Annotated in this window: 16 protein-coding genes; 3 read left to right on the top strand and 13 right to left on the bottom strand. The window is 67.3% G+C overall.

Annotated elements, in window-relative coordinates:
* On the bottom strand, positions 1 to 2,391 hold the full coding sequence (locus ACMW4R_RS04720; RefSeq protein ID WP_418299299.1) for a SpaA isopeptide-forming pilin-related protein: 2,391 nt from the start codon (positions 2,389 to 2,391) through the stop codon (positions 1 to 3).
* A gap of 432 nt (positions 2,392 to 2,823) precedes the next feature.
* A complete protein-coding gene (locus tag ACMW4R_RS04715; protein WP_058597539.1) occupies positions 2,824 to 3,762 on the bottom strand; it encodes a helix-turn-helix transcriptional regulator in 939 nt (312 codons plus the stop codon).
* 1,223 nt (positions 3,763 to 4,985) lie between these two features.
* Between ACMW4R_RS04715 and nhaA the strand changes: the two genes are divergently transcribed.
* Positions 4,986 to 6,314: a Na+/H+ antiporter NhaA gene (gene nhaA / locus ACMW4R_RS04710; RefSeq protein WP_418299298.1), complete on the top strand. Its 1,329-nt coding sequence runs from the start codon at positions 4,986 to 4,988 to the stop codon at positions 6,312 to 6,314.
* Positions 6,315 to 6,318: 4 nt separating this feature from the next.
* On the opposite strand, the gene ACMW4R_RS04705 is transcribed toward nhaA, so the two are convergent.
* The 10 genes from ACMW4R_RS04705 to ACMW4R_RS04660 form a co-directional block, all read right to left on the bottom strand.
* Entirely contained in the window at positions 6,319 to 8,571 is a 2,253-nt protein-coding gene (locus ACMW4R_RS04705) for a family 78 glycoside hydrolase catalytic domain (RefSeq protein WP_418299297.1), read from the bottom strand.
* Between the two features lie 326 nt (positions 8,572 to 8,897).
* Positions 8,898 to 9,866 carry an NAD(P)-dependent alcohol dehydrogenase gene (locus ACMW4R_RS04700; RefSeq protein ID WP_241492259.1) on the bottom strand — a complete coding sequence of 323 codons (969 nt, stop codon included), beginning with the start codon at positions 9,864 to 9,866 and terminating at the stop codon, positions 8,898 to 8,900.
* Positions 9,867 to 9,934: 68 nt separating this feature from the next.
* The gene (locus tag ACMW4R_RS04695) at positions 9,935 to 10,831 is read right to left on the bottom strand and encodes a carbohydrate ABC transporter permease (protein ID WP_058597543.1); all 897 of its coding nucleotides are present in this window, start codon (positions 10,829 to 10,831) and stop codon (positions 9,935 to 9,937) included.
* Positions 10,832 to 10,835: 4 nt separating this feature from the next.
* Positions 10,836 to 11,720, bottom strand: a complete 885-nt coding sequence (locus ACMW4R_RS04690) for a carbohydrate ABC transporter permease (protein ID WP_058597544.1) — start codon at positions 11,718 to 11,720, stop codon at positions 10,836 to 10,838.
* Positions 11,721 to 11,788: 68 nt separating this feature from the next.
* Positions 11,789 to 13,081 (bottom strand): ABC transporter substrate-binding protein, encoded by a 1,293-nt coding sequence (locus ACMW4R_RS04685; protein ID WP_241492260.1) that lies wholly within the window; start codon positions 13,079 to 13,081, stop codon positions 11,789 to 11,791.
* Between the two features lie 93 nt (positions 13,082 to 13,174).
* Entirely contained in the window at positions 13,175 to 14,206 is a 1,032-nt protein-coding gene (locus ACMW4R_RS04680; RefSeq protein WP_418299296.1) for a LacI family DNA-binding transcriptional regulator, read from the bottom strand.
* Positions 14,207 to 14,382: 176 nt separating this feature from the next.
* Complete coding sequence (locus tag ACMW4R_RS04675) at positions 14,383 to 14,937, bottom strand: NUDIX domain-containing protein (protein WP_058597546.1); 555 nt, start codon at positions 14,935 to 14,937, stop codon at positions 14,383 to 14,385.
* 58 nt (positions 14,938 to 14,995) lie between these two features.
* Positions 14,996 to 15,298, bottom strand: a complete 303-nt coding sequence (locus ACMW4R_RS04670; RefSeq protein WP_058597547.1) for a hypothetical protein — start codon at positions 15,296 to 15,298, stop codon at positions 14,996 to 14,998.
* Entirely contained in the window at positions 15,295 to 15,927 is a 633-nt protein-coding gene (locus ACMW4R_RS04665; protein ID WP_153003380.1) for a hypothetical protein, read from the bottom strand. The genes ACMW4R_RS04670 and ACMW4R_RS04665 overlap by 4 nt, the downstream gene beginning before the upstream one ends.
* A 46-nt stretch (positions 15,928 to 15,973) precedes the next feature.
* Positions 15,974 to 16,558, bottom strand: a complete 585-nt coding sequence (locus ACMW4R_RS04660) for a hypothetical protein (protein WP_058597549.1) — start codon at positions 16,556 to 16,558, stop codon at positions 15,974 to 15,976.
* 127 nt (positions 16,559 to 16,685) lie between these two features.
* Between ACMW4R_RS04660 and ACMW4R_RS04655 the strand changes: the two genes are divergently transcribed.
* Both ACMW4R_RS04655 and ACMW4R_RS04650 read left to right on the top strand, forming a co-directional pair.
* The gene (locus ACMW4R_RS04655; protein WP_418299295.1) at positions 16,686 to 17,198 is read left to right on the top strand and encodes a VOC family protein; all 513 of its coding nucleotides are present in this window, start codon (positions 16,686 to 16,688) and stop codon (positions 17,196 to 17,198) included.
* Complete coding sequence (locus ACMW4R_RS04650) at positions 17,191 to 17,982, top strand: MerR family transcriptional regulator (protein WP_418299294.1); 792 nt, start codon at positions 17,191 to 17,193, stop codon at positions 17,980 to 17,982. The genes ACMW4R_RS04655 and ACMW4R_RS04650 overlap by 8 nt, the downstream gene beginning before the upstream one ends.
* Here ACMW4R_RS04650 and ACMW4R_RS04645 read toward each other — a convergent pair whose 3' ends face one another.
* Positions 17,983 to 18,996: a LacI family DNA-binding transcriptional regulator gene (locus ACMW4R_RS04645; protein ID WP_058627795.1), complete on the bottom strand. Its 1,014-nt coding sequence runs from the start codon at positions 18,994 to 18,996 to the stop codon at positions 17,983 to 17,985. It lies immediately after the preceding gene.
* Between the last annotated feature and the right edge of the window lie 43 nt (positions 18,997 to 19,039).

The raw sequence follows: 19,039 nt of genomic DNA, 5'->3' as shown, positions 1-19,039 counted from the left end.
TCAGCGCGAGGACCGCAGCCGGCGCCTGAGCTTCAGGATGAGTCCGATGGCGGTCGCGCCGACGAGGGTGCCGAGGCCGACGATGACGAACGCATCCGATCCGATGCCGCCCGTCAGGGGCAGGCGGGCCGCCGGCTGCTGCTCGTTCGTCTGCGGACCGAGGTCCTGCGACGTGCCGGCGTTGGCGGCGGTCACCGTGAAGGCCAGCGAGCCCGCGGCGATGTAGCCCACCGGCGCCCGGGTCTCGGTGGCGGTGTACGACCCCCAGGCCAGCGCCTCGAGGCGGAACGCCCCCGGAGTGGGATCCTTGTCCAGCCCGGTGCACGGGCTCGTGACACAGTCCACGACAACGTTGTTGGGCGCGGCGAACGAGGGACCCGAGACCGTCCACTCCGATCCGGACAGCAAGTCGCCGGTCGTCTTCGACGTTTTGGTCCAGGCGACGCTTCCGGGCCTGCTCGCGTTCGTCATGGTGCACACCACGTCGGCCTCAGCGGCCACGGCGACGGACGCACCGGTCACGGTGCCACCTGTACAGGCCCAGGTTCCGGCCTGATAGCCGGCGGGCGCGCCCGATTCGGACAGCACGTAGGAGCCGGGGGCGACCACCGCGGAGGTGATCGCGCTCTCGCCGGTCTTGCCCGTGATCGTCTGCGGTCCCGTTCCGGTCAGCGTCCAGTCGGCCGGTGTCGAGCTGCCGCCGTACGTGTTGTCGACCTGCTTCTTCAATGTCAACAGGCCCGAGACGGGCTTGTTGGTGAGGGTGCAATCGACTGCATCGCCGGGCGCGATGTTCGACAGAGCGGCACCGGCCGCGTTGGCCAGGGGCACCGTCTGGCTGCCGCCCCCGGCCCGGGCGATGGTGCAGACGCCGCTCACGAACCGCCACCCGCTCTGCTGCTGCTCCGAGACCGTCACCTGGGCCAGCGCCGAGGTGCCACCGAAGGCAAGCTGCCAGGACACGCTTCCGGATGCCGAGGTGACCTGGGTGGTCGCGGACGGCGAGGCAGTGCCGGAACCGGTCGTGAAGGTCGTCGCCGCGCCGAGTGTCCATCCGCTCCCGGGAAGCGGGTTCTCTCCGCGGATGTCCTGAACCACCTTGTGCACCGTGACGCTCGCTGTCAGTGGCCGGTTGGTGAAGGTGCAGTCCACACTCGCGCCCGAGCGGTTGGGAATCGTCACCGTCGATCCCGCGCCCACGGCGATGGCGGCGCCGGTCTCATCGACGCAGCTCAAACTGCTCGCGTAGTTCGCGATCGAACTGCTCGATCCGGGCGCCATCTGTTCCGTCAACGTGTAGGTGGCGCCCTGCAGAACGGCGAGCGGGCCGACGTGGGCCGCCTGAACTCCCGTCGCCGAACCGGACGTCGTCGCACTGCCGGAGACGGTCGAGCCGCGCGCGACGGAGAGGGTGAACTGGTCGGAGTTCGCGACGCGCGCCGCCACGTCCTTGCGGAGGGTGAGGTTGGCCGGCGAGTTGCAGCTGGCCAGATCCGTGCTGCTGTTCAGTCCCGTCGTGACGACCGAAATCAGCGTGCCCGTGGAGGTGTCGTACTCGCGCACGGTCGTGCCGTTGCCGAGGAACATGCTGCCGCTGGTGTTGAACGCGATCCCGTTGATACCGGTGAAGCCCCCCGTGCTGAAGCTGAACGACGGCGACGAGGGAATGACTCCGCCACTCGCCGCGGCGAGGGAGGCCCCCGTCACGGAGAAGATCGTCGTGCTGGTGTCGCTGCCGACGATATAGAGGTTGCCGCTCGCGTCGAACGCCATGTCGCCGTTGAGTGTTCCGCCGCCGGCGGAAGAGGTGTCGACCGAGCCGACGAACGTGAAGGCTCCGGTCGCGGGCACGTACCGGGTCAGGAGGAACCGCCCTTGAGCGTTGTAGCCCCCGAGGTAGTAGTTCCCCGTGCTCAGATCGAGCGCTCCGGCGACGAACGAGGTCACCGAGTTATCGGTGTAGGTGTCGGTCGTCCGGACCCACTTCGTTCCGTCGAAGTAGTACATCGTCGCCGTTCTCGCCGAGTTGGTGCGCTCATAGGCCAATGCGGCGGTGCCGTTGGCACCGATACCCAGACCGTTGAACGACGACACCCCCTGCGCCGCGGTGCCCACCGACGAGACCGTGCCGTTGGCGATCCGTCTCAGCTGACCGGACGAGGAGACCGAGTAGAGGGTCTGCGGGGCGCAGGTCAACGACGCCGCCACTCCGGACGGGATCGAGGCCGGCCGCACCGGCGAGAGACTCCGCTCGAGCGGGACGGCCGTCGTCGATGAGACGGCGGCGCCGACCGCGGGGCGCAACTCGGTCGCGCTCGCTGACGTACCCGAGCAGATCAACCCCAGAGACACGGCGACGACCAGCGCGATGCGCGCAATCTTCTCATTCATATGCAGGCATTTCTTCCGCTCGGCGAATAGCGCCGATTCCGGCGGTGATACTCGCGATCCGACGATCGGTCTCGTTCGGGTAGAGACCGTGCGCGCCACGAAATCCGTCGCGTCTTCGGATGACGTCCGACGGATACCGGGTCCGACCGTATTGATCACATCCGAGAGTGCGAAATCTTTAATACCCGACCTAATCCCCGCGCTTAATACCATGCCTTCATGGCGGCTTCCGCGCGCACCGCACGGCAGCGGGCGTGGCCAGCGCCGGGCGCCGTCGGCGACGACGCGGGGGAAGACGAGGAGCCGGCTCCGTGCGCCGAGCCGGTCACTCGGAGCAGCGCGCGTCCGATGCCACAGCATCGACCCGAAATGGCCGCGACCAGGAGTCGGGCAGCATCTCCCCTCAAGAGGGAAGACACCGCCGAATCAATGTCACTCCCTTTTCAATCGTTCACAGAAGAGCTGCTCATTGACCGAGGACATGAAAAAGTCGCGCTCATCCAGAAACGCCAGCGCTTGCTCTCGACTCGCCACTCCGAGTTTTCGGTAGAGCGTACTCAACTGCACCTTGACCGTATTCACGCTGACGCCATCCTTTTCGGCGATGTCTTTGTTCGACGCGCCGTGATAAATGCTCCAGGCGAGAGACTCTTCGCGCGACGTCAAGACCGGAACGACGAATGGCAGAGGAGGATTCGACAGGCTGCGGCGGTATCGCTCGAGCTGGGACAGGAGGACCGTCGCCTCCGGCGTCACGTCACCGAGCCACCGGACGACCTCGCTCAGATCGACGCCGGCCAAGCCGACGAAGGCAGCCGACGAAAGGGACCCACGAGCCGCCATCCGCAAGCCGTCCGTCAGCGACCGGCGCGCTCTGACGTTCTCGCCGAGGCGGTGCTGGGCCACGCCTCGCACGAGCATGATCGCCACGGCTGCGCGCAGGCCGTGTTCAGCGATGCGCCCGAGACAGGGTTGTGTCACCCGGAGGACGGACCGGTAGTCCCCCATCATCTGCAACGCCATGGCGCGGTGGACCTCTACGCAGACGAGGGGCGGGACCGGCGGGTCGCAGGCGCTCAGAACGGCCAGCGCGCGTCGCGGTTCCCCGCGCAGCAGCAGGATGTCAAAGTGCAGGCTCAGCAGGATCGCCCGCACCGTCCAGTGACCGCGCGACGAACCGCTGGCAAGCAGGTCGCTGGCGAGGCAGACGGCTTCGTCGATGTCACCGGAGAGCACCTGGGCCTGCACCGTCACCACGTCGGCCGCGTAGTGCACGCAGTCATCGCTCCCGTCCGACTGGCGCAGGTTCGCCGCCGTGCGCAGGAGACCGTCGGCGTCCTGATCGTTCGCGAGGACAAGGAATCGCGCCATGTTCAGAATGTAAGAATCTTGCGACCAAGAAGGGTCGTTTCGCTGTGCGAGGCCGTCACATTTCGATACCTCAACGGATGCCGCCGCCATATCCCCGCGGAGCCCCAGGCAGAGAGCGAGGACGCTTTTCGCGCGGAATGATTCAGCCGCATTCGCACTCATACTCAGCGCTCGGCGTGAATGGAGAGCGGCCGCGGGAATGTTCCCGAGAGCGCAATACGCCTCCGCCGCATTCGCCTCGAGGAAAAAGCTCGCCTGGCGATCCAGCGAGACGCGAGAGCGAAGGTGATAATTCCGCCAATAGCTCTCTAAAAGATGAGCGCAGCTCTCGACATCATCTAAACGCGCGTGAGCCACCAGCGCTGCGCTCAATATCGATACATCATCATCGGAAATTTTATGCGGCTCTGCATGAATTCGCGAAGATCTCACATAATTCAGATCATGAATCTCAGCAGTTCCTCCCGTCGGCAGCGTGCTCGCATTCACTCGACGCGCCGACTCAACCACCGGGTCATATGACTCCAAAAGGCTCACGACTCTCCCCCTGTCATCGCTCGAGACCCAATCCGCGAAAGGCCAAGAACTGCCACTTACGCCTTTATGCAACAGGCGCGGCCCAATACGGCGTGCAACTGTACAGGGACGTGGCACGTGGGTTTCGGCCCTTATCCAGCGCGAAAGTGCGCACAGGGATCCCCTCTGTCGGGGTTCCGAACACGCGCCCGGAAGATCGGTGCCACGACGACGATCCGCCCGCGGCGAGCCGAATTCGCGATGAGTTCCGAGACGGTCGCAGCCACCCCGGCAGCCGATCGCACGATCATTCCGTATGCTTTGAGAGCGCTCCCATTCTCTTGTCGAACGACCCTTCGCGCGGGGTCAGCCACGGCGTGTCGCGCTCACCCGACCGATCGCGACGAGGCACTCCGCCGCACTTCGATGGGCGCCTTGCGGTCTCGGCGTCGCGCGCACGCGGTGCTCTGCCGCATTCTCGGCGCGCATTCAATGGGTTCTCCATCACGATGGCGAAATCGAGATGCGATTAGCCAGAGAACGCAATAGGCGCATCACCGATCGTCCCCGTTCTTATCGAGTAATGCTCGATGCGCCGAGCCCCGCGACAGGCCCGAGTGAGGGCCGCGCTGGCTGCCCGTAAACTAGACGGTGGTGCGTCGGGAAGTCTGGTCGACATTTCGTCGATCGACCCCTCTGGAGGCCTCATGAGCCATGACACCGTCCGCGCGCCGAGCTGGCCCGGGTACGCCGAAGTCCACCGCGTCACCACGCTGCTCCGCCGCGAGTCCGTCGGCGGGATGCTCCTCGTCGTCGCCGCGATCGCGGCGATCATCTGGGCGAACTCCCCGGCGTCCGAGGCGTACTTCGCGCTGCGCGACTTCCGCTTCGGCTACGAGCCCTGGCACCTCGAGCTCAGCGTCGGAGCGTGGGCCGCGGACGGCCTCCTCGCGATCTTCTTCTTCCTGGTCGGTCTCGAGCTCAAGCGCGAGATCGTCGTCGGGAGCCTCCGCCGGCTGAATACCGCGATCGTCCCCGTCACGGCCGCTTTCGCCGGCGTCGCCGTGCCCGCGCTCATCTACGTCGCGATCGTGCACACCCAGCCGAGCCTGCTCGCGGGCTGGGCGATCCCCACGGCGACCGACATCGCCTTCGCCGTCGCCGTGCTCGCCCTCGTCGGCTCGCACCTGCCCGGCCCCCTGCGCATCTTCCTGCTGACCCTCGCCGTGGTCGACGACCTCATCGCGATCGCGATCATCGCGATCTTCTACACCAGTGACATCGCGCTGCTCCCGCTCGGCGTCTTCGCCGTGCTCGTCGTCGTCTACGGCGTGATCGCCCACCGCGCCCGCGCGTGGTTCGCCCGCACACCGTGGGCCGCATGGGTCGTTCTGCTCCCGATCGGATTCGCCGCGTGGGCCTTCCTGCACGCGTCGGGCGTGCACGCCACCATCGCCGGTGTGGCTCTCGCCTTCACGATCCCGGTCGCCGCGTCGCGCCGTCGCGAGGCGAACGCGATGGACCTCGCGGAGCAGTTCGAGCACCGCTTCCGCCCCATCTCGGCCGGCGTCGCCGTCCCGCTGTTCGCGTTCTTCGCGGCGGGCGTCTCGGTCGGGGGCGGCGAGGGCCTGCAGCGAGCGGTGACCGACCCGGTAACCATCGGCGTCGTCGCCGGTCTCGTTCTCGGCAAGCCCATCGGCATCCTGCTGGGCGTGCGCCTGCTCACCCTGGTGACGAAGGTGCGTCTCGACCCCGCGCTGAAGTGGATCGACCTCGCGGGCGTCGGTCTGCTGGCGGGTATCGGCTTCACGGTGTCGCTGCTGATCGCCGAGCTGAGCTTCGGCGACGGCTCGCCGCACACCGACGACGCGAAGATCGCGATCATGGTCGCCTCGCTCCTGGCATCCGTCCTGGCATCCTGCGTGCTCCTCGTCCGCAACCGTCGCTACAAGCAGTTGGCGCACGACGAAGAGGTGGATGCCGACGGCGACGACGTTCCGGACGTGTACCAGCAGCCGCTGCCGCCGGGGCGCTGAGAGGTCAGACCGGCGCGTACCTCGGCATCCGGCATCGCAGTTCGTGAACACCGGAACCGACCTCGACCACCTCGCCGTCGGGGAGGCTGACCACACCCGACGCTCCGGTGGGCACTGTCAGGGCGACCCGCATCACCCCTTCGTCGAGGCGCCACTCGATCGCCGCCCGGCCATAGGGCGTTTCGTGCGCGGTCCGCGCGAACTCCAGGCCCCCACCCGGGTGGGGCGCGAACGCGATCCTCCGGTAGCCCGGCTCGAGCGGGGCGAGGCCCCCTACTGTGCGGTGGATCCAGTCCGCCACCGCCCCCAGTGCAAAGTGATTGAACGAGGTCATCCCTCCCGGGTTCACCGTGCCGTCGGGCAGCAGGCTGTCCCACCGCTCCCACGTCGTCGTCCCGCCCGACAGCACCGTGTACATCCACGACGGGCACTCGCGTTCGAGAAGCAGGTCATACGCGACGTCGACGTGACCGGAGTGGGTGAGGGCATCTGTGATGAGCGGAGTACCCGCGAATCCGGTGGCGATACGGTTGCCGCCCGCGCGCACGAGATCGGCCAGCCGGCTCCCCCAGCGCGCGAGTTCCTCCTGATCGGCAGCGAGCTCGAACTCGATCGCCAGGGCATAAGCGGTCTGAGCATCGCTGGTGAGAAGACCCGAGTCCGCGACGTACTCCGCACGGAAGGCGGCCTTCACCTCTGCAGAGAGTCGCGCATACGTCGTTTGATCGTCGGCCTTGCCAAGCACGCCCGCGGCCTTCGCGAGGTGCAGGCTCGACCAGGCGAAGTAGGCGGTGGCGACCAGATATCGGTCGGTCGTGGCATCCGCGGGGTCGTGCGGAGGCGCGGCGGGATCGAGCCAATCGCCCAGCTGGAAGCCCGTGTTCCACAGCCGCGAGGGACCGGCTAGCCGGGCGACGAGGTCAACCCAGCGCTTCGCCGAGTCGTACTGATCGCGCAGGATCTGCTCGTCACCGAACTGCCGGTACAGCGTCCAGGGGGTGAGTGCGGCCACGTCGCCCCAGGCCGCGCCCGGGCGGATCGGCGTCCACTCGTCGCCGCCGGGGATGACTGGGACGTACCAGGGGACCGTGCCGTCGGGGAGCTGCTCGGCAGCGACATCACGGAGCCATGAGCGCAGCATCCCCGAGCAGTCGTAGAGGTAGGACGCAGCCGGGGCGAAGACCTGCAGGTCACCTGTCCAGCCGAGCCGTTCGTCGCGTTGGGGGCAGTCGGTCGGGATGTCGACGAAGTTGTCGCGCATCGACCACCGGATGTTCTCGTGGAGTCGGTTGAGCAGGGGGTCTGATGACTCGAACCATCCCGTCCGCTCCATGTCTGTGTGGTAAACCCGGGCGACGACGTCCCCGGGGGCGATCTCGCCGGACCACCCTGTGATCTCGGCGTAGCGGAAGCCGTGGATTGTGAAGCGGGGCTCCCACGAGATGCGCGAGCCGTCTGCGATCAGCACGTCGGTCGCCGCCGCGCCGCGCAGGGGGCGGGTGTACAGCTCCCCGTCCTGCAGCACTTCTGCGTGACGGAGAGTGAGGACGCGGCCTTCGTCGGCCTTCACTTCGAGGCGGAGCCTGCCCGAGATGTTCTGACCGAAGTCGAGGATCCACGCACCCGACGCCGACGTGGTCACCGAGACAGGCAACAGCTCCTCGGTGCAACGCACGGGAGGGCCCTCCGGCGCGATCAGCGTGGCGTGGTCGACGGGCAGTGCTCGAACCCCGGACCACTCACGCCCAGGGGCCGTCGCCCAATCGTCGCGCTGGAGACGCGCGTCGTAACGCTCGCCCTCGTAGAGACCCGTGCTGATGATGGGGCTCGGCGCCGCTTCCCAGGATTCATCGGTGGCCACCACGGTGCGCGTGCCGTCGGCATGCTCGATCTCGAGTTGTGCAATGAGACCGATGTCGCTGCCGTAGAGATTCGGATACCCGCCGTGGAAGCCGAGTCGACCGCGGTACCACCCATCGGAGAGCCACGAACCGATGGCATTCTCCCCGACGGCGAGGTGCTCGGTCACGTCGTAGGTGTAGTAGCGCAGACGCTGCCCGTACACCGTCCATCCGGGCGAGAGGGCGTCGTCTCCGACGCGCTGGCCGTTGATCTCGACTTCGTACAGACCGTGAGCGCTGACGTACAGTCTGGCTCGCGACACGGTCGACGCCACGGAGAACGACGTGCGCACGCGTGGCGGTCGGCGCAGCTCTTCGGCGTCTTCCTGCCACGCGGGACCCACCACCGAGGCCACCCAGTCATCAGCGTGAAGCAACCCGGTCTCGACGGGCGCGGACGGTGACCAATCGGAGATCACCCCGTCGTCACCGCATACCCGCACACGAACCGACGCGCGCTGTCGCGAGCGGAGGGGCTCGAACGGCCAGTCCACCAGGACGGACTCGCGGCTCTCGACCCGCACCCTTTGAGGTGGCCCTCCATCAGAGACCGCCTCGAGCTCATAGGCGCTCTGCCGCCACCGCGCAGGCGCCGTGGTCTTCCACGACAGCCTCGGTTCGGGCACACCGATTCCGAGCGCACCCGGCAGGTGCTCGAAGGTGGGGGGGGATACGTCGATGGTCATGCGGAGGTCGTCTCATCCTGCTGGGGGTGAATCATGGGCTTGAGCGCGGAACGGTCGTGTCCGGGAAGAAGGAGGGCCTCGTGGACGCCACTCAACGGATGAGTGCTCGTCACGAGGCGGCGAAGGTCGAGCCGCCCACTGCACGCCAGCGCGATGGCATCCGGGTACTGGTGGGCATAGCGGAACGTCCCCGTCACGGTGATCTCTCGTGATTGGACGATGTCGAGCGGCAGTGTCACGTGCCCATCGCGCGCCACGCCGACGAAGACCGCTCGGCCGGCGCGGCCGAGGGCGGTGACGCCGGCCATCACCGCCGAAGGTGCTCCCGAGCACTCCACCAACGCGGTGAACTCACCAGACAAGGCTTCGTTCGCGACATCGATCGTTCTCTGCGCACCGAGGTCGAGCGCGATGGAGAGCCTCTGGTCAGACAGGTCGCAGACAGTGACGTCTGCGCCTGCAGCGCGAGCAACCTGAAGCACGAGCAGGCCCACGGGACCCGCGCCGCTCACAAGGACGCGATCACCGAGTCCGACGCCGGCCTTGCGCACGGCCCACAGTGCGACGGCAAGAGGCTCGATGAGCGCCGCCTCATCGTCGTCGAGCGCGTCCGGCACGTCATGCGCGAAGTCCGAGGGGATGACGAGGTGGCTCGCAAAGGCCCCGTCGACGGGCGGCGTCGCGAGGAACCGCACGTGCGAGCACAGGTTGTACCGGCCCGCGCGACAGTCGCCGCACCGTCCACACGGGACTCCCGGTTCGATGGCCACCCGCGAACCGACACGCTCAGGTGAGACGTCGGCACCGACCTCGACGATGACCCCGGAGGCCTCGTGCCCGAGTACCAGAGGTTCGGTGACCCACGTCGAGCCGATGTGCCCGTCGCGATACCAGTGCACGTCGGACCCGCAGACACCGACGGCACGCACTTCGACGAGCACGTCGAGAGGGCCTGGCACCGGCATTGGACGCTGCTCGACATGTGTGGCATCCACTCCCGTCATGACCGCGGCACGAAGATGTCGCGGCGCGCTCACCCCTTGACCGCCCCGCTCGCAAGGCCTGCCATGATGCGCTGGTTCAATACCAGGTAGATGGCGAGGATGCCGAAGACGTTGATGCAGATCGCGGCGAAGAGCGGGCCGTACTGCGTCGCGCCGAATTGACCGGTGAAGTTCAGCAGCCCGACCTGCACGGTGCGCAATTGCGACGAGTTGGTGAAGGTCAGAGCGATGAGCAGGTCGTTCCAGAAGAAGAAGAACTGCACGAGGCCGACGGTGACGATGGAGTTGCGTGCCATCGGCAGTGCGACCGAAAAGAATGACCGGAAGATCGACGCGCCGTCCAAAGTTGAGGCTTCGAACACCTCACGGGGAATGGCGCGGAAATAGGTGGCCATCATGAAGACGGTCAGCGGCAGCCCGGTGGCGGTGTACGTGATGATCAGCGGCAACAGCGATCCGGTGATGCCGGCTTGGAAATACACCGAGAACAGGGGCAGGAGGATCATCTGCCCCGGCACCATGATGCCCGCGAGGAACAGCAGCAGAATGCCAGCCCTTCCGCGGAAGACCATCACCTCGAGCACGAATCCGGCGGCTACTCCGAGCAACAGCATGAGGAACAGGGCGGGGAACACTGCCAGGACGCTGTTCCCGAGGTACTGACCGATGTTCCCCGTGACCCACGCGTCCGCGTAGTTCTGGAGGTTGAGGGAGCGCGGCAGAGCCCACGTGGGCGCGTTGAGGAACTCGTCCTGACTCTTGAACGAGTTCATGAGCAGCCAGAGAAGCGGCAGGACCTCGATGGCGACGAGCAGCGCGATCAGGACCGAGCCGGGAAGACGGCGCATCGTTGTTCCGCGCACGGTACGGCGGCGGCCGCCGGGGCGGACGGCGTCGGGATTCTTGGGCAGCGTAGTGGTGGACATGGGATCAGCCCTTCGTGACGTCGCGGCGGGACGACCGGAAGATGAACACGGTCACGATCAGACACAGAACAGTCAGCAGCAGCGCGATCGAGGCGCCATAGCCGTACTCGCCGTAGCTGAACGACGTCTGGAACATGTAGAGCGTCAGCGGAGTGGTAGCGGTTCCCGGGCCGCCGTTGGTCAGCGCCACGATGGAGTCGAAGACCTTCAGAGTTCCGTTGATCGAGAAGATGATCGACGACAGCAGCACAGGGAGCGACAGCGGCAGCACAATGCTGCGCACCATCCGCCATCCGTTCGCGCCGTCGAGGCGGGCGGACTCCATGATGTCGTCGGGGATGTCCAACAGACCGGTGTAGAGCAAAACCGCGTAGAAGCCCATGGACCGCCAGAGATCCATGATGACGAGGACCACGATCGCGCTCACCGGACTTCCGAACCAGTCGATCGAGCTGATCCCTAAGACATTCAGAAGAGCGTTGACGGGACCCGTCTGCGGAGCCACCTCGAACAGCTTCTGGAACATCAGAGCGACGGCGACCGTGGGAATGATGACCGGGAAGAAGACGAGTGTTCGCACCACACTCCCCCGGTTGCGGAGGACGAACACGTAGAACAACGCCAGCAAATAGCCCAGCAGCACCTGGCCGGCGGTGATGATCACCGCGTACAACAGCGTGAAGCGCAGCGCTTCAGCGACGCGCGGGTCGCTGAACAGTCGCGCGAGATTCTCGATCCCGACGAACTCGAATCCCGAGATCGCATTGCCCTCGAACAGGGTGTAGCCGAGCGACCACACCACCGGGATGAGCATCACGAGCGTGTAGACGAGCAGAGCGGGTCCGAGCAGGAGCGCAATCGCCCGCTTGTCGCCGAGGACTTTGTGCATGGGTGTTCCTTCGAGCGGGAGTGGAGGGTGGGAGCCGCCGCAGAGACGGCCCCCACCTCGGGACGGCGTCAGCCCAAGTCGGCCTGGACCAGACTCATGAAGTCCTGCGGCGAGATGGCACCCGTAACCAGCTGCGCGGCGTTCTTCTGGCTGGTCTCGGTGGCCTTGGCATTGAACAGGGCCTCGAACCACAGCACCGATTCCTTGGTGGATGCGATGCGGTCTTGGACGAGGGTGGTCAGCTCATCGGCTTTGACATCACCGTTGACCTTGAACCCCGAGATCGTGTTCGCCTCCGACAGCGACTGAGCACCGTAGTTCTTCGCAATGCAGGTGAGCCATGAGCCGGTGTTGTCGTTGTACGCCTTGGCCGACAGAGCCATGGGCAGACCGACGTTCGCCGGAGTTTGGCTGGAATCACCGGCGCCACCCTGCACGTTCGGGAACGGCATGAATCCGATGTTCTCCGACCCGATCTGGTTGGCCGCGTCGTCCGCGAAGTTCGCGAGCGCCCAGCTGCCCATGTAGAAGAACGCCGACTTGCCCGTGAGGAAGGTGTTGAAGGCGGTGTCGTAGTCGATCGACCCGACGCCCTGACCGAAGTAGCCGGCGGTGCCGAGATCGGCCACGGCCTGAGCCGCGGCGACGTACTCGGGATCTGTGAGCTTCGCCTGTCCGTCGGCGACCTTTTGCAGAGCGTCGGGACCGAGGTCGCGGAAGATATAGCCGCTGATCAATCGGGTGATCGGCCACCCCTGCTCGCCCGACGCGGAGAACGGTTGGACGCCCGCGCCCTCGAGCTTCGCCGCGTCAGCGGTGAGCTCGCTCCACGTGGAGGGGACATCGATGCCATTGTCGGCGAGGAGCTTCTTGTTGTACCAGATGCCCTCGATGTTGTACTGGTAAGGCAAGACGTTGAAGCCGCCGTAGAGCTGCTCGATCGTCGAGATCGCAGCGGGCTCGATCTGGTCGATCACCCCGAGGTCGGTCAGCGTCTTCTCCAGGTCGAGCACCTGACCGCCCTTGGCCAGTTCCTTCGTCAGCGCGGGAGCGTTGCCCGCGGCGTATTGGGTGGGCAGAGCATTCTGCCCCGCCAGCAGCTGGAGCTTCTGGTCGAGTTGCGTCTGGGGCACCGTCTCGACCTGCAACGCCTGGGCATCGTTCTCCGCCTTGCACTGGTCGGTGCTCAGAGTCTTCAGAACCTCGGGAATCGTGGTGTTCTCCTGATTCACCAGAAACGAGAACGACGAACCGGATGCCGCGCCTCCTCCGCCGGCGCACGCGGTCAACGCGAGCAGACCGGCGGCACCGGTAGCGATGAGCGCGGCTGTGCGGCGCGAGCGCGTGAATGCTGTGGACACTTTTCCTCCTCGAAAACGCGCCTCGTTCATTGAAGCGCTTCAAGAGGATTATGCAGGGCACCATCGGGCGCGTCAAGAACTTTTTGAAGCGCTTCAGAGCTGCGTCAGCGCGGCAGCTCGCCCGACCGTGCTTTCGCGCACGACGAGCTCGGGGCGCAGCACGGTCGTCACGTGCTCATGCCCGACTGGGCCGGCCGCGATCTCGGCCAGCAGCAGACGTAGTCCCTCACGACCCATGTTGAGCCCCTGCATCTGCACCGACGTCAGCGGGATCATCCCACCCCACGCCGCGGAGTTATGGTCGCAGCCCATCACCGCGACATCGCCGGGGACGTCGACGCCCTGCGCACCGAACACCTGGATGATCGCCATCGCAAGAAGATCGGTCACGGCGATCACCCCGTCGAGACGACCGCCGCGCACCTTCGCCACGAGCCCCTCAGCTGCGCGGAGCCCGCCGGGGGGATCGAGATTCTCGGTGGGAACCTCTTCCAGCGTGACGCGCCCGCCCGCCTCCGCGACCGCGCGGCGGACACCTCGTCGCCGCAACGCGACAGGCTGCAGGTAGTCTCGCCCCCCGACGAACGCCAGGCTGGTACGGCCGATGTCGATGAGATGACGCGCCGCCAGATAGCCGACCTCCTCATTGTCGACCAGCACTTGGCAGCAGTCCCCGCGCCCGGTGTCGTAGTTCAGCATCACCGTCGGACGACCGTGTCGGCGAATACGTGCAACGTCCTCGCTCGCGTCCTCCATGGGAGCGAGCAGGATCCCGCTGACCCTGGCCTCGTCGAAGAAGTCGAGGTCGGCGCGCTGTTGATCGATTCTGTTGTCGCTATTGGCGACCAGCACATTCATCCCCAGCTCGGCGGCGTGACGCTGCGCCCCCCGGGCGATGTCGACGAAGAGCGAGTTACTGATGTCGATGACCACGAGTCCGACGCTGCGCGAGCGCCCCGCCGCGAGTTGCTGCGCGTTGGAGTTGCGGACGAAGCCGAGTTCGGCGATTGCCTTCTGAACCTTCTCTAGCGTGGCCGGAGCGACCTTGGCGGGATGGTTCAAGACGTTCGAGACCGTTCCGAGCGCGACCCCGGCGTGCCGAGCAACGTCGGAGATACTCGGCATCCGGTCGCCTTGCTGCACTCGAGGTCCCCTTCGCCAACGGTGTCGATCAGTTGGATGCTAACCGATCGAGGCGCCTGTTGATGCGCTTCAACACCCATCGCGCCAGAGGCAGCATCCCCGTGACCGCGTGCGAACCGGCCGTGCGCGTATGAGACGCGCGTGAGCGATTGCCCCGCTTATACAAGCGGCGCGACGCTCAGGTGCTCGTCCATCGCGACCGGCTCCCACGCGGGCAGGATCTCGTCGAGGATGAAGCGCCCCGCCTCGCGCCACATCTCGACGATCTCGTCGTCGGGAACGACGTCGAGCTCGGCGCGGGTGAGCAGGCGGATGTCGGTCGACTCTCCCGTGTCGGGGGCTCCCGCGGGTTCTTCGGCGGTGACGAGGGCGTAGAGCAGGTCGGTGTGGAAGTGCGCCGGGTCGGCCGAGGTGCAGGCGGTCGAGGACAGCACCGGCACGGGGTGCGCGGCCGCGTCGGTGAGGTGGCGGATGCGCACCACGGGCTGGAGCAGCCGCACCTGCTCGGGCTGATATCCCGACTCCTCGACGAGCTCGCGCCGCACCGCCGCCCAGGGGGTCTCGTCGTGCTCGACGTGGCCGCCGAACATCATGAGCTTCCGGGCGCGCCGGTGCAGGTGGTAGCTCAAGCGCGGCTCGGGGCCGTCGACGCGGACGATGAAGAGGCTCACGGTGGCGTCGTGATCGCCGGGGCGGGTGTGCAGGTGCGGCATCGGCGGCTCTCTCCGCGGGTCGGGACTGTCGACGGTACTGGTGACGCCGGAACGAACGTCAGCGCGAATCTGTGGGGTCTCGGGCGATTTCGATCGTGATGCGACCGCCCGCTTCGATCACGCCCGGGCCGCGGTCGGGCGTCGGCGCGGGGACGGGGATCTCTTGCTCCGCTTCCCATACAATCCGCGCGTCGTGCGCCGTGGGATGGAATAACTCATCGAAGCCCAGCAGACCTCCGGACGACATCGCGGAGGCACCGGACCGCCGCTGACGACGACCCACCGCATACGCGACCGCCGCGAAGACGACGGGCACGCTGAGGACGATCGCGATCGTCGCCCATCCCCATACGTCCTTCATCCCTGCGACTCCGCCAGACCCATCTCCTGCAGCACGCCGGACTTCGTGCGGGTGAATGCCTCGACCTCGCCGTCCTCGCCCTCACCGAATCGGGTCGAGTAGCCGTCACCGCGCGGCCGGGACGCGAACAGCGCCTCCACCGCGCCGGAGAGATCGGCGGAGATCGTGGACCCGCCCGGCGACAGCTCACCGTACCCGGGGACGATGGACACATCGACACGGTTCCGCTCCGCGACGGGGATCACCGCGACCAGCACCGCACGGAGCATCTCCTCCGACACGGCGTAGTTCGGGTACCAGCTGTTCAGGTCGGGACGATCGGTGGTGTCGAGGTCGGCGACGTCGGCGGGCTCGATGCTCACATCGACGCGCAACTGGCAGGAGCCTTCACAGTTGTCGCTCCCCCGCTCGGCGACGATGCGCCAGACCCCGCCGTCGGCGACGCCGCTCTCGTCGATCGCGGCCTGGATCGGCGGGATCGCCTTCTCGATGTCGCTCTTGCTCGAGCCGAAGGGGTCGTCGAACGGAGATCGTCCGTCGATCAGCGGGATCATGAAGCAACCCGACAGGGTCACCGCGACCAGCCCGGCGAGAGCGGCGGCCAGCGCTCCGCGGATCACTCTTCTCACCCTCGCGCGCCTCCCCCTCGTACGCTCCCTCCGGCGGGCCGTGCGGTCAGCCGAAGATCTGCGACGTGATCTCCGACAGCCACGGCCGAGCGTTGATGTTGACGGTCTCGAGGTAGAGCCACTTCCCGTCGCCCGCGACCACCACGTCCTCGGTCTCGGGGGTGTCGGAGGGCTTCGCGCAGTACTGCGCGCCGAAGTCCTGCGACGGCTGGCACTCGAAGCCCTGTGCACCCAAGCCCTCGAGACCGGCCGTGATGTCCGCCGCCGGCGCGGTGCTCACGATGAGCAGCACGGCCGCCGCCTCCTCCTGGATCCAGTTGCACGACAGCACGGTCGTCGCGTTCACGGGCGACGGGCGCACGAATCCGTCGGCGTGCTGCGCGGTCAGGTCGCCGACGGTCTGCTGGCGGGTCTCGGCGGTGCCGAGATCGTCACAGGATGCCGGCAGAGCAGCGGGCGATGACGACGGGACCGCGGGGGTCGAGGCCGTCGGTGAGGCAACCGACGCCGTCGGCGACGCGACCGGGGTGTCGCTCGCGGCCGGCGCGCCGGCTCCCGAGGCGCATCCGGTCAGCAGGGCGGCGGCCCCGATCAGCAGCGCCCCCGTGAAGGCGATTGGTGCACGACGCATGACGGTCCCCCTTCGCGCGGCAGCGATCTCCCCACGCCGTCCGCTTGTCCTTCGCTCAACATAGCTCGGTTCGCCCGCCGCTTCACCCACTTGACCCTCACGCAACGTGAGGGCCGAGCCTGGGGGCATGAACGAGAACTTCGACGCTTTCGACATCAGTCCCGTGCCGCCTCCGGGACCGGATGCCATCGCACCCCCGCTGTACCGGGGGATCTACGGCATGCCCCAGTTCGTCACCTTCCCGACGTCCGACCTGGCGGCATCCGTCGACTTCTGGACGCGCGGTCTCGGGTTCTTCGAGCTCTTCGGCATCCCGGGGCAGATGGTGCACCTGCGGCGGTGGGCGTTCCAAGACGTCCTTCTCGTGTCGGGCGAGACGCCGGCGTCGGTCTCGGCGGGGCACGTGAGCTTTGCGTGCCTCCTCGACCAGATCGACCCTCTGCTGGCGTCGCTCGCCGCCGTGGGGGCAGCCGCCGAGGCGCGCGATACCCCCTGGAACACGCGCGAGGTCGAGGTCGTCACGCCCGAGAATGCGCGCGTCGTCTTCACGGCGGCCAAGGTGTTCGATCCCACGACCGTCGAAGGCCAAAACCTCCAGTCGGTCGGCATCGGACGCGACGAGAATGACTCCCATGGGTGAGCAGGGGATGCCGGTGGGTGAGACGGCCGCGCAGCTCTGGCTGACCGTGCGCACGCTGCACCACTGGGACGAGATCGGGCTCGCGAGCCCCGCGGCCCGCTCGGCCGCCGGATACCGGCTTTACACCGATGACGACCTCGAGCGGCTCCATCGCATCGTCGTCTACCGCGAGCTCGGTCTCGATCTCGACGCCATCCGCGCGGTGCTCGACGAGCCGGGCGGAGACGTGGCCGAGCAGCTGCGCGTCCAGCGGGCGCAACTCGCGCGCCGCATCGCGCAGCTGCAGCACCTCGACAAGGATCTCGAGCGCATGATCGCGGCGCAGGAGCGTGGCATCCTGCTCTCCGAAGACGAGCAGCGCGCGACTTTCGGGCCGGGGTGGGACACCAGCTGGCCCGCCGAAGCTCGAGAGGCCTACGGCGGGTCGCCGCAGTGGCAGCAGTACGCCGAGCGGGCGGCGTCTCGCTCGGCCGACGACTGGAAAGCCGTCACGCGAACGGTCGCAGCATTCGACGAGGAACTCGGCGCGGCCATCGACGCCGGCGCCCGCCCCGGCGACGCCACGGCCGACGCGCTCGTCGAACGGCATCGCGCGGTGTTCTCGCAGTACTTCCCGATCACACGCCAGATGCAGGTGCACCTCGGCCGGATGTACGCCGCCGACCCGCGCTTCGCAGCCCACTACGACGCGGTGCGACCCGGGCTCGCCGTGTGGCTGCGCGACGCGATCGAGGCGAGCGCCCGCGCGCACGGCATCGACCCCGACACCGCCACCTGGGAGTGATCAGGCCGAGCCGCGCTCGATGATCTCGGTCGGCAGGATCGCGGTGCTCGCCGGCGCGCGCCCGGCGAGCAGGTCGAGCAGCATCCGCGCCATCTGTCGCCCCTGGTCGTGGGACGGCTGACGGATCGTGGTCAGGGCGGGGAGCAGGGAGGTCGCGACCGACGAGTCGTCGAACCCGATGACGGCGACGTCGCGCCCGGGCTCAAGCCCCCGCTCACGCAGGGCCGTGTACGCGCCGCGGGCCATGAGGTCGCTGGCCACGAACACCGCGTCGGGGACGTCTCCGGATGCCAGAATCCGCCGCATCGCGTCGGCACCCTCGGTCTCGGTGAACCCGCCGTCCTCCACGGCGAACGGTTCGAGTCCAGCGGCGGCGAGGGCGTCGCGGAACCCCTGCAACCGGTCGATGCCGGCGGGCATGTCGGCGGGACCGGCGACGGTGGCGATGCGACGGTGTCCACGGTCGAGCAGGTACTGCGTGGCATCCCTCCCGCCCTGCACGTTGTCGACGTCGACGTAGTGGTCGGTGGGGCGCACACGCGCGGGACGCCCGCCGTAGACGACGGGCACGGTGTCGGCGAGACGGTCGATGAACGTGTCGCTCGTGTGGTGCGAAGCGACGATCGCGCCGTCGACGCTGCCGCTACGGAGGTAACCGAGCGCCTTCGCGCTGGCGTCGTCGCTCGCGATGAGCATGTTCATGACGTAGTCGGACTCACCGATCACCTGCGAGATGCCGGCGACGATGGAACCGAAGAATGGATCGCCGAAGAAGCGGTCGGTGTCTTCGGGGATGACGAGGGCGATCGCGCGGGTCTGACGGCTGGCGAGGGAGCGGGCGGCCCGGTTCGGGACGTACTGCAGCTCGTCGATCGCCCGCTGGACGGCGTCGAGAGCGGCCGGCGACACCGCGGTCGAGCCGTTCACGACGCGCGAGACCGTGGAGCGCGAGACACCCGCTCGCGCGGCGACCTCTTCGATGGTGGCAGCACCGCGCACGGGGGTGAGTGACATCGATCTTCTCCCGGGCTCTGCGATGCGACCGCGCCGTTACACC

The organism is Microbacterium sp. S1037 (assembly GCF_048381605.1).
Classification (GTDB): domain Bacteria; phylum Actinomycetota; class Actinomycetes; order Actinomycetales; family Microbacteriaceae; genus Microbacterium; species Microbacterium testaceum_B.
Note: the sequence above shows the minus strand (reverse complement) of the source record. Positions and strands in the feature narration are given on the sequence as shown.

Excerpts from the sequence above, each read along its gene's own strand:
- ACMW4R_RS04690 (WP_058597544.1), bottom strand. The coding sequence starts at position 11,720 with ATGCACAAAGTCCTCGGCGACAAGCGGGCGATTGCGCTCCTGCTCGGA.
- ACMW4R_RS04720 (WP_418299299.1), bottom strand. The coding sequence starts at position 2,391 with ATGAATGAGAAGATTGCGCGCATCGCGCTGGTCGTCGCCGTGTCTCTG.
- ACMW4R_RS04695 (WP_058597543.1), bottom strand. The coding sequence starts at position 10,831 with ATGTCCACCACTACGCTGCCCAAGAATCCCGACGCCGTCCGCCCCGGC.
- ACMW4R_RS04700 (WP_241492259.1), bottom strand. The coding sequence starts at position 9,866 with ATGCCGGTGCCAGGCCCTCTCGACGTGCTCGTCGAAGTGCGTGCCGTC.
- ACMW4R_RS04645 (WP_058627795.1), bottom strand. The coding sequence starts at position 18,996 with ATGTCACTCACCCCCGTGCGCGGTGCTGCCACCATCGAAGAGGTCGCC.
- ACMW4R_RS04675 (WP_058597546.1), bottom strand. The coding sequence starts at position 14,937 with ATGCCGCACCTGCACACCCGCCCCGGCGATCACGACGCCACCGTGAGC.
- ACMW4R_RS04660 (WP_058597549.1), bottom strand. The coding sequence starts at position 16,558 with ATGCGTCGTGCACCAATCGCCTTCACGGGGGCGCTGCTGATCGGGGCC.
- ACMW4R_RS04680 (WP_418299296.1), bottom strand. The coding sequence starts at position 14,206 with ATGCCGAGTATCTCCGACGTTGCTCGGCACGCCGGGGTCGCGCTCGGA.
- ACMW4R_RS04715 (WP_058597539.1), bottom strand. The coding sequence starts at position 3,762 with ATGGCGCGATTCCTTGTCCTCGCGAACGATCAGGACGCCGACGGTCTC.
- nhaA (WP_418299298.1), top strand. The coding sequence starts at position 4,986 with ATGAGCCATGACACCGTCCGCGCGCCGAGCTGGCCCGGGTACGCCGAA.
- ACMW4R_RS04670 (WP_058597547.1), bottom strand. The coding sequence starts at position 15,298 with ATGAAGGACGTATGGGGATGGGCGACGATCGCGATCGTCCTCAGCGTG.
- ACMW4R_RS04655 (WP_418299295.1), top strand. The coding sequence starts at position 16,686 with ATGAACGAGAACTTCGACGCTTTCGACATCAGTCCCGTGCCGCCTCCG.
- ACMW4R_RS04650 (WP_418299294.1), top strand. The coding sequence starts at position 17,191 with ATGGGTGAGCAGGGGATGCCGGTGGGTGAGACGGCCGCGCAGCTCTGG.